Origin of the sequence: Microcoleus sp. AT3-D2 (assembly GCF_036705715.1) — a bacterium.
In the GTDB taxonomy this organism is placed as follows: domain Bacteria; phylum Cyanobacteriota; class Cyanobacteriia; order Cyanobacteriales; family Microcoleaceae; genus Microcoleus.
In genome coordinates, this window is record NZ_JAUBVE010000045.1 from 1 (window position 1) to 12,608 (window position 12,608).

16 protein-coding genes are annotated in these 12,608 nt (G+C 45.2%); 5 read left to right on the forward strand and 11 right to left on the reverse strand.

Annotated elements, in window-relative coordinates; all coding sequences use genetic code 11:
• Window positions 1-33: 33 nt before the first annotated feature.
• Together QUB44_RS18555 and QUB44_RS18560 are read right to left on the reverse strand one after the other, a co-directional pair.
• Window positions 34-1,326 (reverse strand): Z1 domain-containing protein, encoded by a 1,293-nt coding sequence (locus tag QUB44_RS18555; protein ID WP_333369776.1) that lies wholly within the window; start codon window positions 1,324-1,326, stop codon window positions 34-36.
• Between the two features lie 478 nt (window positions 1,327-1,804).
• Complete coding sequence (locus QUB44_RS18560; protein WP_333369777.1) at window positions 1,805-2,248, reverse strand: hypothetical protein; 444 nt, start codon at window positions 2,246-2,248, stop codon at window positions 1,805-1,807.
• A gap of 148 nt (window positions 2,249-2,396) precedes the next feature.
• On the opposite strand from QUB44_RS18560, the gene QUB44_RS18565 reads away from it, so the two are divergent.
• From QUB44_RS18565 to QUB44_RS18585, 5 genes are all read left to right on the forward strand, one after another.
• Window positions 2,397-2,609, forward strand: coding sequence for a helix-turn-helix domain-containing protein (locus tag QUB44_RS18565; RefSeq protein WP_190735550.1), 213 nt, complete (start codon window positions 2,397-2,399; stop codon window positions 2,607-2,609).
• Between the two features lie 55 nt (window positions 2,610-2,664).
• Window positions 2,665-2,877 (forward strand): helix-turn-helix domain-containing protein, encoded by a 213-nt coding sequence (locus tag QUB44_RS18570; RefSeq protein ID WP_194009260.1) that lies wholly within the window; start codon window positions 2,665-2,667, stop codon window positions 2,875-2,877.
• A 57-nt stretch (window positions 2,878-2,934) separates the two neighbouring features.
• The gene (locus tag QUB44_RS18575; RefSeq protein WP_333369778.1) at window positions 2,935-3,147 is read left to right on the forward strand and encodes a helix-turn-helix transcriptional regulator; all 213 of its coding nucleotides are present in this window, start codon (window positions 2,935-2,937) and stop codon (window positions 3,145-3,147) included.
• 26 nt (window positions 3,148-3,173) lie between these two features.
• Window positions 3,174-3,371: a DUF2442 domain-containing protein gene (locus QUB44_RS18580; protein ID WP_333369779.1), complete on the forward strand. Its 198-nt coding sequence runs from the start codon at window positions 3,174-3,176 to the stop codon at window positions 3,369-3,371.
• Window positions 3,372-3,528: 157 nt separating this feature from the next.
• Complete coding sequence (locus tag QUB44_RS18585; protein ID WP_333369780.1) at window positions 3,529-4,107, forward strand: Uma2 family endonuclease; 579 nt, start codon at window positions 3,529-3,531, stop codon at window positions 4,105-4,107.
• A gap of 293 nt (window positions 4,108-4,400) precedes the next feature.
• Here the strand turns inward: QUB44_RS18585 and QUB44_RS18590 are convergent, their stop codons facing one another.
• From QUB44_RS18590 to QUB44_RS18630, 9 genes are all read right to left on the reverse strand, one after another.
• A complete protein-coding gene (locus tag QUB44_RS18590; protein WP_333168390.1) occupies window positions 4,401-5,354 on the reverse strand; it encodes a F0F1 ATP synthase subunit gamma in 954 nt (317 codons plus the stop codon).
• Window positions 5,355-5,675: 321 nt separating this feature from the next.
• Window positions 5,676-7,193, reverse strand: a complete 1,518-nt coding sequence (gene atpA / locus QUB44_RS18595) for a F0F1 ATP synthase subunit alpha (RefSeq protein WP_333369781.1) — start codon at window positions 7,191-7,193, stop codon at window positions 5,676-5,678.
• Between the two features lie 111 nt (window positions 7,194-7,304).
• Window positions 7,305-7,850 carry an ATP synthase F1 subunit delta gene (gene atpH / locus QUB44_RS18600; protein WP_333369782.1) on the reverse strand — a complete coding sequence of 182 codons (546 nt, stop codon included), beginning with the start codon at window positions 7,848-7,850 and terminating at the stop codon, window positions 7,305-7,307.
• A 3-nt stretch (window positions 7,851-7,853) separates the two neighbouring features.
• Entirely contained in the window at window positions 7,854-8,381 is a 528-nt protein-coding gene (locus tag QUB44_RS18605) for a F0F1 ATP synthase subunit B (RefSeq protein ID WP_190740265.1), read from the reverse strand.
• 87 nt (window positions 8,382-8,468) lie between these two features.
• Window positions 8,469-8,954 carry a F0F1 ATP synthase subunit B' gene (locus tag QUB44_RS18610; RefSeq protein WP_006631106.1) on the reverse strand — a complete coding sequence of 162 codons (486 nt, stop codon included), beginning with the start codon at window positions 8,952-8,954 and terminating at the stop codon, window positions 8,469-8,471.
• A gap of 97 nt (window positions 8,955-9,051) precedes the next feature.
• The gene (gene atpE, locus QUB44_RS18615; RefSeq protein WP_242717122.1) at window positions 9,052-9,297 is read right to left on the reverse strand and encodes an ATP synthase F0 subunit C; all 246 of its coding nucleotides are present in this window, start codon (window positions 9,295-9,297) and stop codon (window positions 9,052-9,054) included.
• A gap of 128 nt (window positions 9,298-9,425) precedes the next feature.
• Window positions 9,426-10,184 (reverse strand): F0F1 ATP synthase subunit A, encoded by a 759-nt coding sequence (gene atpB, locus QUB44_RS18620; protein WP_333369783.1) that lies wholly within the window; start codon window positions 10,182-10,184, stop codon window positions 9,426-9,428.
• Between the two features lie 55 nt (window positions 10,185-10,239).
• Window positions 10,240-10,701: an ATP synthase subunit I gene (locus QUB44_RS18625; RefSeq protein WP_333102792.1), complete on the reverse strand. Its 462-nt coding sequence runs from the start codon at window positions 10,699-10,701 to the stop codon at window positions 10,240-10,242.
• A 497-nt stretch (window positions 10,702-11,198) separates the two neighbouring features.
• Window positions 11,199-12,488 carry a hypothetical protein gene (locus QUB44_RS18630; protein ID WP_333369784.1) on the reverse strand — a complete coding sequence of 430 codons (1,290 nt, stop codon included), beginning with the start codon at window positions 12,486-12,488 and terminating at the stop codon, window positions 11,199-11,201.
• Window positions 12,489-12,608: the final 120 nt, after the last annotated feature.

Genomic DNA, 12,608 nt, shown 5'->3' on the forward strand with positions numbered 1-12,608 from the left:
AATACGTCAATATACTTACACAGAGAAAATCATTTAGGATTGATCTAGATAGAGAAAATCATTTAGGATTGCTATAGTATTTCGTAACTGATACTGTAGCTCCACAACAAGGTCATTGAGAGGTGGTAAGTTAGAAGCTGTTTTGCTTAACTTCGCATGAGCTTCACTTAACCACTTGAGTGCATCCTCTCGCTTTGTGACAGATGATTTAGATCGCAGAGCCTTGTCAAGCTCTACAACAAAGCTGCGAATAACCTTTTCCAAGGTGCTGTGAGTAATCCGCTTGTGGTCAATATGAGCTAGAAAAGAATACTTAGCATCTATATCTGTTGCTGATTTCATTTTGTATATCGAACCCACGAAAAAACAGCACAAAGCTAATCTCAGCCCTGGCGGCATATCCCAATTATCTCCAGGGTTAATTTTTCCTCCCTGTTTTTTTAACTTATCCAGTTCTTCGGCTTGTATTGTACAGCAGTGTTTGCTATTTGCTTCAAAAAAAATGTCTCCTCCTATATAATTATTTCCTGGTTTAGAGAGTACGCAAAAGGCTGGTTTACAGGGGTGATCGAGATTTTGCAGCAACAAGCTTTGAGGAGTAGCTGTAATTTGTAAATATATGTGATTAGCAACTCTTTGCCTAATTTGGGCGATAATTTCAAAAATCTTACTATCAGGAACCGTATTTTTTTCCTTCTTAGCTTGCTTGGCTTGGTTGGTATTTAGACTAGCATTGTCAGCCTCATCATCAAAGATCAGAGTGGGTACACTACGGGCTTTAGCCGACTTGAGAACCTTAAGCAAGTTATCAAGGTGACGCACATTTTTTGTGGATACTAAGACAACACCAGTATCATTGATATAGTCGTGCAGTTGATTAGCAAATTCTAGGGGATCGTTTCTCCATTGTTCCCAATTAAAAACAACTGGGCCACCTTTTATCTGATTAGCGAAACGATCTGCTGTTTGTTTGCCGAGCCATGTATTATCAGATGTTAATACAATGAAGCAACGGAACTTATTAGCTTCAGCAAGTGCCAGCGTAGCAATGGTAGTATTAGTTTTGCCGCTTTGGACTTTGCCATAAATTAGTCCAGTAGTACCATTAGGTATTTGGCCTTTATAATGATTACTAACAATACCTGTTCCTTGATCACCAACATCACCACAGCCAAATGTTGTTGAGTAAATATCAACGCAATTTTGAACAATTTCAACAGCAGCTTGCTTTAACTGCTCTGCTTCTGTGTTTCCAAGTTTGCTCTTAATCCTGTCAAGAAACCTGTTGATACAATAGCCATCATTTTTAATAGGAATCTTACTCATGGCGGTTTTTTTATTTTACAAAACTACGCGAGGCCAATCATTCTGAGGTACAGTCTGATTCATCTGCTGCCTGCCGGGGCCACTTACATGATAACTTCCATGAGGTCGCCTAGACACGGATATGTGTTGAACACTAATATCTGCATTTTTATCAACTATACTCCACAATCGCTCTTCCGCTATACAGCAGATACCGTCTTTGTGACAAACTAGCGCGATAAATGCCGAAAAGTCAGGATACTTGTCATACACAGTAGCTAGAGCAGATTTTTCCTGAGCGCTCAAAGTGAAAGACCATGCAGAAGTAGCTTTCTTAGAAACTTTGAAGAGAATAGCTGACTTACTGCTATCACTTTCAACTAAGTATATTGACTGATGTATTCCAGAGGCATGGGTGATACTAATCCTAGAGCCAGAGTTAATTAATCTTAAGAACGCTGCACCGTGCAGAAAATCCTGATCGTTAATCATTTAGTATTTAGAAATGTTCCAGTAGAGATTTCTCTTGTGCGTAAACCTTTCGCAGCGACTCCAGGGCGATCGCCCCCAACATCAATTTAATCACCCCCACCATTTCCCCCCACTCCAACAATTCAGAAACACAAACAGCTTTCTGAAATCTCGCCGCATAGAAATCCACCCAAAAATCCGGCGCGTGTCTCTGTTTCTGACTCGCCCAACGGCGCTTCCAATAACCAAAATCTAAACCAGAGGGCGATTCCACTCCCAAAACTGGCGGAAAGTCGGCATAACTCACAAACCGACTCATGCCTTTGGCGTGCACGTACAGGATATGCGCCCAGCACTCGAAGCGATATATTTGTTCTACGTTGATTTTCAGCAGCCGCGCGATCGCCTCTTTCGTCACAAACCGGCTCAATCTGTGTCTGGGGGTTGATTTTCGCGAAAATTTTGTTAACATGATTTTAAGCAAATCCTTTGTAAAGAGTACAAACTTTTGTAAAGGGATTGAATTTGGATAGGCGATCGCTTTTTAGTTTTCCAGACCTGGGGGCGATCGCTTTTTACGATAAAACCATCCTATGATGGTGTACCATCATTTGTCAAGTATGGGTTTAGTCAGGTTAAAAGTCAGAGAACTAGCTAGCGAGAAAGGCTGGACGCTGAAAGAAGTTTCAGAACGATCGGGAGTAATTTACAGCACCGTCAGACACTACGCCCGCTGTCCGGGAGTGTCAACCATTGACTTTATTTCTATACACAAATTGGCTCGCACCTTTGATGTAATGATTGAAGACTTAGTGGAAATTGTGCAGGAGTGAGCGATCGCTTTTTACGATAAAATTTTATCCCAGAGTAAATCTAGTTTTTTTGTCAATGGGTTTAATTAGATTGCGGGTTAAAGAATTTGCTGCTGAGAAAGGCTGGACGATCAAAGAGGTTTCTGAGCGATCGGGAGTCATTTACAGCACACTCAGCACCTATTCACGTTCTCCGGGAATGGCAATGGTTGATTTTACTTGTCTGCTGAAGTTGGCACGTACTTTTGACGTGATGGTGGAAGATTTGGTTGAGGTCGTCAAAGAGTAGTTGATCGCTTTTTACAGTACAATCGGATGACTTATCTCAATCACTTGTCAAGAGGTTATGGGATTAATTAAGTTGCGGGTTCGAGAGTTGGCTGCCGAGAAAGGCTGGACGATCAAAGAGGTTTCAGAGCGATCGGGCGTAGTCTACAGCAAGCTGAGAACTTATGCCCGATCGCCTGGATTAGCAACAGTTGACGTGACAGCCTTGCACAAGTTGGCTAGGACTTTTGATTTGTTGATCGAAGATTTGTATGAGATTGTGCAGGAATAGTCGATCGCAGTTATTAGCGCGTTGGAATGACTTCTTTAATGGTTGAGTTGCTAGAAATCCCCCAAGCACAAAACGTAGTTGTTACAGACGACGCGCTAACAGTCGATCTATCCGATGGTCGTACTATTTCTGTTCCTTTAGCTTGGTATCCTCGGCTATTGCATAGCACACCAAACGAACGCAATAATTGGCGATTTATTGGTGGAAATGATGGAATCCACTAGCCTGATATTGACGAAGACATTAGCATAAAAAATATTATTCTCGGTAAACCATCTGGAGAAAGTCAAAATTCTTTTCAGCCCTGGTTAGAAGAACGTAAAAAATCCGATATAACATGAGTATATCGCCTAAAATAAGTTACTTCAGCAAAAAGTCATAGTGAGATATAAGCAAGGAGCGATCGCGATGACATTAACTACAGCAAAATGGACAATAAATCACTACCATAAAATGATCGAAGCCGGCATTTTAAACGATCGCAAAGTTGAATTACTAAATGGAGTAATAGTCGAAATGGTACCCGAAGGAACGGCCCATACTTATTTTAGCGATCGATTTGCCAACCGATTGCGAGTCGCATTATCTACGAGAGCCCAAATTCGCGAAGCCAGACCGATTACTCTGCCAAATAACTCAGAACCAGAACCCGATATTGCCGTCGTTCAACCTCTCAACGATATCTACCTGGAACATCACCCATATCCAGAAAACATTTTTTGGCTGATTGAATATGCTGATTCCAGTTTGAGTAAAGACTTAGAGGAAAAAAGCAAGATTTATGCAGCCGCCGAAATTCAAGAATATTGGGTTGTTAACCTGCGCGATCGACAATTAATTGTGTTTCGCTTCCCGGAAGGCGATTTTTACCAGCAGCGAAATACTTTCCGAACTGGCACCATTGAACCCCTTGCTTTTCCCGATCTTACCATCCATATTTCTCAACTAATGAACAGGTAAATTATTGCCACCATATATCCCACATTCCGCACCCCCAACTGGCACACTACGAATTTTGGTTATTCGATCGCTTGAAACTGCCGATCGTTGCCACGAGCGAGCGGTATCTTTGTATAAAAAAAACTTAATTTTCGATCCGACTCCCGAAAAAACCGATTGTGACTGTCTCGGTGCGGAATGTGGGATATATCAAGCTAAGTTTAGATCGTCGAATTTTTTTGTATTTTCACTAAAAAAAGCGCCTGAGTTCCCCCAGACGCATAGCATAAAATTAACAAATTATCAACCCTAACCTAACCATTCAAAGCCTCAGCACCGCCGCAAACTTCCAGGATTTCCTGAGTAATTGCCGCTTGCCGCGCCTTGTTATAAGTCAGCGTCAAACTACCGATCAAATCGCTAGCATTCTCACTAGCATTGTTCATCGCCGTCATCCGCGCCGCCAACTCGCTAGCAGCAGACTCTTGCAAAGCCCGCAGCAATTGGTTGTTCAAATACAAGGGCAAAAGAGCATCCAGAATTTGCGCCGGATCTTGCTCGAAAATCATGTCGCGGGGCAAACTCTTCTTAGTAGGTGCAGAAACCTTTTCGCGCGATACTTGAAACTGTCCGCCTTGCGATGTCAAGCGGAAGATTTCATCATCGGGAGTTTCCAAACCTTGGGGATCGAGGGGCAGCAAAGTTTGAATTACCGGACGCGAACTAATTAGCGACACAAACTTGGTGTAAATTAACTCAACTCTGTCCACAGTTCCTGACAGGAATAGCGACAACAATTCGTCCGCAATCATGGCTGCTTCCGGTGCTGTGGGAATCTGTTCCAAGTTAGCGTAAGTAGCATCAATCGGCTGTTCGCGGCGCTGGAAATACTGAGTAGCTTTGCGTCCTACCAACACGTATTTGTAGTCTAAGCCTTCAGCTTTGATTTCCTTAGCCCGATTTTCGGCGTATCTGATGATGTTGCTGTTGTAGCCGCCGCACAAACCCCGATCGCCCGAAACTACCAACAGTCCCACCGATCGCACTTCGCGTTTTTTCAGCAGCGGCAAATCCAGGTTTTCAAACTGCAAGCGTTCCGCCAAACCGTACAATACCTCTGCCAGTCGATCGGCAAAAGGCCGAGTAGCAGTCACCTGTTCTTGAGCGCGGCGCACCTTTGCAGCGGCCACCAAGCGCATTGCTTCTGTAATCTTTTTAGTGTTCTTGACCGACTTAATGCGATCGCGAATAGTTTTCAGATTTGCCATAACTTTCTCCTTTTTTCTTAGCCTTTATTCTGAGTTCTCAGCGGTAGTAGGGATACTCCAAGAGCCCATTAGTGTCAACTTAAGCTTTGAGTCCGCCAGTCTTTCCGCTTACCCGCTAGTCCGCCAGGGGTTGAAACCCCTGTCTAATAGCTAAAGTCCTCTAAAAGAGGACTAATGAGTTGAAAAATTATTCTTCTGGGTTTCAGTCCTCTTAAGAGGACTTTCGCTTTGAGGCAGGGGTTTCAACCCCTGCCGGACTGTGGGTTTTACCTTAAGTTGATACCAAGGGGTATTGCCGTGTCCCTACAGATTTCGTGCTAATTACGCAGAAACTAAGAAACTTTGCTTAAATTCAGTGATGCCTTCTTTCAGCAGCTTCTCAGCTTCATCAGTCAAAGCTTTTCCGCCTTGAACAATTTCGCCGTACTTCGGCTTGCTAGTCCGCAAATAGTCGCGCAAACCAACAGTAAACTTGCTGACTTTTTCCACTGGGATGTCATCCATATAGCCGTTAATACCGGCATAGATTACAGCCACTTGTTCGTTCATCGGCAGAGGCGAACTTTGGGGCTGTTTCAACAGTTCCCGCAAGCGCTGACCGCGCGACAATTGATTCTGAGTAGCTTTATCCAAGTCAGAAGCAAACTGAGAAAATGCTGCCAGTTCTTCAAACTGTGCCAATTCCAATTTCACCTTACCGGCTACTTTTTTCATAGCCTTAGTTTGAGCCGCCGAACCTACCCGCGATACCGAAATACCGGGGTTTACAGCAGGACGCAAACCAGCGTTAAACAAGTCAGAAGAAAGGAAGATTTGACCGTCGGTAATCGAAATTACGTTCGTCGGAATGTAAGCAGAAACGTCACCAGCTTGGGTTTCGATAATTGGCAAAGCAGTCATGCTGCCTTCGCCCAAATCGTCGCTCAATTTAGCAGCGCGTTCTAGCAAGCGAGAGTGCAGGTAAAACACGTCTCCGGGATAAGCTTCGCGACCGGGAGGACGGCGCAGCAACAAGGACATTTGGCGGTAAGCTTGTGCTTGTTTGGAAAGGTCATCGTAAATGACCAAAGTGTGCTTGCCTTTGTACATGAAATACTCGGCTAAGCTAGCACCTGTGTAGGGGGCCAAGTATTGCAGGGTTGCGGGGTCGCTAGCGTTGGCTGCTACTACGATCGTGTAGTCCATCGCGCCCTTTTCTTGCAGGACGTTGACGATGTTAGCGACTGTAGAAGCTTTTTGACCGATCGCTACGTAAACGCAGATCACGTTTTCCGATTTTTGGTTAATAATCGTGTCGATCGCGATCGCAGTTTTACCGGTTTGTCTGTCACCGATAATCAGTTCCCGCTGTCCTCTTCCCACCGGAATCATCGCATCAATAGCGGTAATTCCTGTTTGCATGGGTTCGTAAACAGAACGGCGAGAAACAATCCCCGGTGCCGGAGATTCAATCAAGCGAGATTCAGTAGTTTTAATTTCTCCTTTGCCGTCAATCGGACGGGCCAAAGCATCAACTACCCGTCCCAACATTGCTTCACCAACGGGGACTTCAGCAATTCTGCCAGTAGCAGTAACTGCCGAACCTTCTTGAATGCCGAGGCCTTGGCCCATCAACACTGCACCGACGTTATCTTGTTCGAGGTTCAGTGCAATACCCACGGTGCCGTCGGCAAATTCTAGCAATTCCCCAGACATGGCTTTATCCAAGCCATAAATCCGAGCAATGCCGTCGCCTACTTGCAGAACAGTACCGACGTTAGAGACTTTTACATCTTGGTCGTACTGTTCAATTTGCTGGCGAATAATGCTGCTAATTTCGTCAGGTCTGATTGCTGCCATGTCAGTTGTTTTTTGTCAGTTGTTTGTTGTCAGTTGTCAGTTATCAGTTGTTCAAAACTACCAACCGTTAACTGCTAATTAAATTAGCTAATAGTCATCAGCTATTAACTCTCAGGAATTCAAGCGAATTCCTAGACGGCGCAATTGTCCCCGCAGGCTGGCATCAATTACTTGAGAGCCTACTTTGATTACCACACCGCCGATTAAATCTGCGTCTATTTTGGTTTCAATTTCTACTTGACTAGCGCTGGTCATCGCCTGCACTTTCTCGCGAACAGTCTGCTGTTGAGCGTCTGAAAGCGGGACTGCCGATGTAACTTCAGCCAATACTGTTTGGTTTAGTTCTCGGAGCCTTGCCAAGTATTGTTTGCCAATTCCTTCTAAAAAAAGAATTCTTCCTTTGTCTACTAATAGCTTCAGAAAGCTGTGCATCAAGGGGCTCATTTCTTCACCCGCTATTTGCTGAATCACGGCTTTTTTAGCATCCGGTTTTACCAGCGGATTGCCTAAAAATTGACGCAAGTCTTCCGAACCTTCTAGCAGGCTCAGCAAGGAACGAATATCTTCGCCGAACTTTTCTGAGAGATTGTTGGACCCAGCCAGTGACATCAAGGCAGATGCGTAAGGCTGTAAGACTTCTGTGCTGACTGTACTCACGTTTTAGCCTCCCAGTAACGCAATGCTGCGATCGATTAATTGGTGTTGAGCGCTGTCGTCCAAGCTAGTTTTTAGCTGGCTTTCCACCTTTGCTAATGCCAGAGATACAACCGCCGATCGCAGTTGGGCGATCGCTCTTTCCCGCTCCGCTTCCAACTCTTGACCTGCTGTTGCTCTCATGCGTTCAACGTCTTGCGCTGCCTGAGCTAGAATTGCTTCTTTTGCTTTCTTGGCAGTTTCTTCAGCAGCGGCACGAATTCGTTCGGCTTCTGCTTGCGCTTGAGTCAATTTTTGCTGTTGCTCTGCTAGAGCTGCTGCTGCATCTTTTTGGCGTTTTTCTGCTTCTTGAATCGCCTCTTGGATGGCCGAACGCCTCTCTGTCAGGATTTTACCTACAAATCCGCGCCCGAAATAAAACAGCACTGCAATAATAATGACCAGGTTAATCAGGTTGGTTTCTAAAATATCGAAATTTAAACCGAAACCACCTTCGCCGCTAGCTTCTGTGGCTAGCAATAAAACAGTCCCCATGATACTCTTCCATAATTGCGCGTGCAGATTGGGTGAAGCGATTTTAGATTTGAGATTCTATCAAAAATCTAAAACTCTTCGGTCTCGCTATTTGGCCAACGACTGCCCTAATAGCTTTTCGAGAATTTGGCCGCTGAGCGCGTCTACTTGTTGTTCTAGTGAGCGCATTGCTTCTTGCTTTTGCTGCTCTATTTCTTGCCCAGCCTTTTCTCGCGCGACTTGAGCTTCTTGTTGAGCCTCAGCTACTTTTGCTGCCCCAATTTTTTGGGCATCAGCTTGAGCAGCAGCAATTACTGATTGAGACTGTTTGCGAGTTTCTCCCAGTTTTTGCTCGTACTGCTGCGCTAGTTGCTGAGCTTTTGCCAAGCGTTCTTGAGCGGAGACTTGAGTGTTGCGAATGTAATCGGCGCGATCGTCAATTGACTTGCTGAGCGGCTTGTAAAAAATTACATTCAAGACTGCGACTAGAATTAAAAACTGCACCGCCATCAGAGGCAGCGTAGCATCTATATCAAACAGTCCCCCTTCCTTAGCCGCTTCTTCAACTGCTAGTAATACTGTCCAGTGCATCATGATTTTTTGACGGCTTCCATCTAATTCGCTTAATTGATTTTAGATTTGAGATTTTGGATTAGAATCGCCAAAACCTCAAATCTAAAATTTCAAATTATTATGCGAAGGGGTTGGCAAACAGCAGCACTAGGGCTACGACCAAACCGTAAATTGTGAGCGCTTCCATGAACGCCAAACTCAACAGCAAGGTGCCGCGAATTTTACCTTCTGCTTCCGGCTGACGGGCAATCCCTTCTACAGCCTGACCTGCTGCATTTCCTTGACCAATGCCAGGGCCGATTGCGGCTAAACCTACTGCCAAAGCGGCGGCAATTACGGAAGCGGCAGCAACTGTTGAGTCCATGATGATTTTCCTTATCTAAAGTACAAAATTGAGAACAGAAAGTCTAGAGAATTGTCCGATTTTACGGCATAAAGTTTAAGTTCAGAAATTTATTTTTTCCTCCCTCATGCTTCGCCGTTTATCGTTAGTTAATCGTGGTGTTCTTCGCCGTGACCGCCTTCTAGAGCTTCACCAATGTAGGCGGCGGCTAAGGTAGCAAAAATCAAAGCTTGAATTGCACTCGTAAATAGTCCCAGAACCATCACTGGCAGAGGAACAAATAAAGGCACTAGCAACACTAGCACTCCGACCACCAATTCGTCCGCAAGAATGTTGCCAAACAAACGGAAACTCAGGGACAGAGGCTTAGTGAAATCTTCTATGATTTTGAACGGCAACATGAAAGGCACCGGTTCAACATAGTGGGCGAAATACCCCAAGCCGCTTTTGCTGAGACCTGCATAAAAATATGCTAGAGAAGTCAGCAGTGCAAATGCTACCGTCGTGTTGATGTCAGCGGTAGGAGCTCCCAATTCACCTGATGGCAGCTTAATTAGCTTCCACGGAATTAGAGCGCCAGACCAGTTTGACACAAAGATGAACAGAAATAATGTACCAATAAACGGTACCCAAGGGCGATATTCTTTTTCCCCAATTTGGTTTTTAGCCAAGTCCCGAATAAATTCCAGCGCATACTCCATAAAATTTTGCATTCCGCTGGGAATTCGCTGGATTTTGCTGGTTCCTAAAATCGAAACTATGACTAAAACGGCAATTACAAACCACGAGGTTAGAAAAACCTGCCCGTGCACTTTCAGATTGCCGAGTTGCCAGTACAACTGCTGGCCAACTTCCAATTTGGCGAGGGGGAAACGATTAAAGGTGTTTAGAACGTCAAGCATTGCCATTCAACGGGCTTCCCCATACAAATCGATGAGTTGAGTTTTGCTCTTCTTGCCTGACCTACCTGTAGTCTAGTGCTAATGCACTTCTGATCACGTAAACCATCAGCGCAGCTTTGTAAGTCAGAAATCCCAAAAATATCGGTAAAATCTGTAGCTGATTCCACTGTGTTCCTACTATCATCACCGCGAAAAACAGACCGAGCCTTGTCTTGCTGATGCGTTGATTTTGGCTGCCGATTCGTTCAACGTCTCTAGCCAACATCTTTAAGTAAACCACACCTGTACTCGCCCCAAGCAAATAATTCAGGGCAATATTGAGGGAGTAAAAAATCCAAACGGAGATAAAAATAATCGCCGTAAAAGCAAGGGTGTACGCCAACAACTCTTGTTGGAGGCGATAAAAGTCTTGCATGGGATTCGTTGTCTCGGACGAGACTGTCGAGACAGTTGAGACTGTGCCAGCTTGAGGAATATCCTCGGTTGCTGGTGTGGGTTCGGTGGGTGTGTTTTGCGTGTTCACGAAGCTCAGAAACTAATGCAGGTAGCAGGCGAGTGCTTTGCAAACTCAGAAAAATAATACCACGCTGCGGTAACAATACTTAAAATAAAATTAATCATATTTTTTACTTTACTGGTTTCTAGGAAGAGCCTGGGAACCGATGTCACTCTTGCTCTGCCTCGCGTGGCGAAGGGTAAATTGGAGGCTCTTCTCGCCTATCTGCGTTACCAGGCAGAACCGACTGAACGCATCATCATTTTTAGTCGGCGACCGACGACTTTCACTATGAGACAGGGGTTTGCAACCCCCTGTCGGACTGTCGGACTGTCGGATTGTCGGACTGTCGGGCTGTCGGGCTGTCGGATTGTCCAGAAGACCGACAGGGAATTAATTCCCTGTCTCATAGCACAAGTCGGTTAAAAACCGACTGAAATCCTATAATTTTTAGTCTTCTTGCAGTCGTCTTCAGAAAACTACTTCACCGCATTCAGCTTGAGGATTGCTATAACTGATAACAGTTAAAAGTCCCCATTCAACGTCGTAAAATTGGCTGCGCTTAGAGCAGCAGGTTGGACTCCGGTAACAACCCCTAAAATTTGTCCGGTAGCCACAATCCGAATCGCTGTATTGCTACCCGAAGCATCTAAGGCAATTCCTGCAAATGCAAGTCCGTTGGTGAGGGCGATCGCATCTTGACCCGCCGTAAAATCCGTAATAACATCGGCTTCAGATACATTGGAGGCGGCTGCATTCACCCGCAGTACAAACAGATCGTTTCCAGCTTCACCTGTCAGAATATCTCTACCTAAGTCACCTACCAATTGGTCGTTACCTTCTCCTCCAACGAGCACATCGTTGTTTTGTCCGCCACGTATGAGGTCGTCACCCGAACCGCCAGAGATCGTATCATTTCCGAGGTTTCCAGCGATATTGTCATTGCCGGCGTTGCCCTCGATGCGATCGTTATCGCGACCGCCCCAGAGCGTATCGTTGCCGTCGCCTCCTAGTATAGTATCGTTGCCGGCATTGCCATTTACCCGATCGGCCGATGGCGACCCTTGGATCAAGTCGTTACCATCTAAACCTTGAACCAATAGATTGCCGACTAGAGCTGGATCGATGGTAAAGTTATCGGCATTGGTGGAGAGGTTGAAGAAGAGGTCATTGGGGCCCAAGGGGGAAGGAGAAATGGTTCCAGGTGTGAAACCATATTGAAGATGATCGACTTCCCAGTTATTTTTACCGGGCATCGACAATCGAATTGATGAGATCCCGTTTTGATTGACGACTCCAAAGAATCTATCTTCTGAGGTTGTACGCGAAATACTCTCATCACCCAGCGAAAAGGGACCGATAACCCCCAGAGATTCTCCCGATGGTCCAAACGCCTCAAATAACGTGTTATTTAGCAGGTCGCCAGACCGGGGTGTGCCGCCACCATTCCTGCCAATATCCGTCCAGACAATTCCAGCATGGGTTGGTAATTGACCCCCAAGTGCATTAGCGGAAAAGTTGAAGGTAAAGCTGCTAGTCCTCAAATTCGAGAATAAGCTGCTGCTGTTTCCTCTGGCCTGACCATCAATAACACCGTCATCGCCGTCCACCGAGTCGCTGAAGGTTGTTGCAATATTTGTTGTGGCAAACTCAGAAACAGTAACACCCGGTGTATTTAAAGCGCCGTCTTCAAAGTCTTCTAAATGAAAGTAAGTGAACCTAACTGGGCTAAATGGGCTGATGGCACTTCCTGCTGATGGATTGTTGAAAGCCCAGTAGGGCAGTGGATCAAAAAACTGAGGATTGTTAGACATGGTGTCTTGAAAGTAAATGCTACTTAAAAGTTATATTCTCGCTGAAAATGAGGCGATATGGTAAATAAATCGCTCCCAACCAACAACCTACATTGAGTGATTGCTCGCGCTGGCTACAAA

Coding starts and splice junctions, on each gene's coding strand:
- QUB44_RS18555 (WP_333369776.1), bottom strand. CDS start 1,326: ATGAGTAAGATTCCTATTAAAAATGATGGCTATTGTATCAACAGGTTT.
- QUB44_RS18560 (WP_333369777.1), bottom strand. CDS start 2,248: ATGTTAACAAAATTTTCGCGAAAATCAACCCCCAGACACAGATTGAGC.
- QUB44_RS18565 (WP_190735550.1), top strand. CDS start 2,397: ATGGGTTTAGTCAGGTTAAAAGTCAGAGAACTAGCTAGCGAGAAAGGC.
- QUB44_RS18570 (WP_194009260.1), top strand. CDS start 2,665: ATGGGTTTAATTAGATTGCGGGTTAAAGAATTTGCTGCTGAGAAAGGC.
- QUB44_RS18575 (WP_333369778.1), top strand. CDS start 2,935: ATGGGATTAATTAAGTTGCGGGTTCGAGAGTTGGCTGCCGAGAAAGGC.
- QUB44_RS18580 (WP_333369779.1), top strand. CDS start 3,174: ATGACTTCTTTAATGGTTGAGTTGCTAGAAATCCCCCAAGCACAAAAC.
- QUB44_RS18590 (WP_333168390.1), bottom strand. CDS start 5,354: ATGGCAAATCTGAAAACTATTCGCGATCGCATTAAGTCGGTCAAGAAC.
- atpA (WP_333369781.1), bottom strand. CDS start 7,193: ATGGCAGCAATCAGACCTGACGAAATTAGCAGCATTATTCGCCAGCAA.
- QUB44_RS18605 (WP_190740265.1), bottom strand. CDS start 8,381: ATGGGGACTGTTTTATTGCTAGCCACAGAAGCTAGCGGCGAAGGTGGT.
- QUB44_RS18610 (WP_006631106.1), bottom strand. CDS start 8,954: ATGATGCACTGGACAGTATTACTAGCAGTTGAAGAAGCGGCTAAGGAA.
- atpE (WP_242717122.1), bottom strand. CDS start 9,297: ATGGACTCAACAGTTGCTGCCGCTTCCGTAATTGCCGCCGCTTTGGCA.
- atpB (WP_333369783.1), bottom strand. CDS start 10,184: ATGGCAATGCTTGACGTTCTAAACACCTTTAATCGTTTCCCCCTCGCC.
- QUB44_RS18630 (WP_333369784.1), bottom strand. CDS start 12,488: ATGTCTAACAATCCTCAGTTTTTTGATCCACTGCCCTACTGGGCTTTC.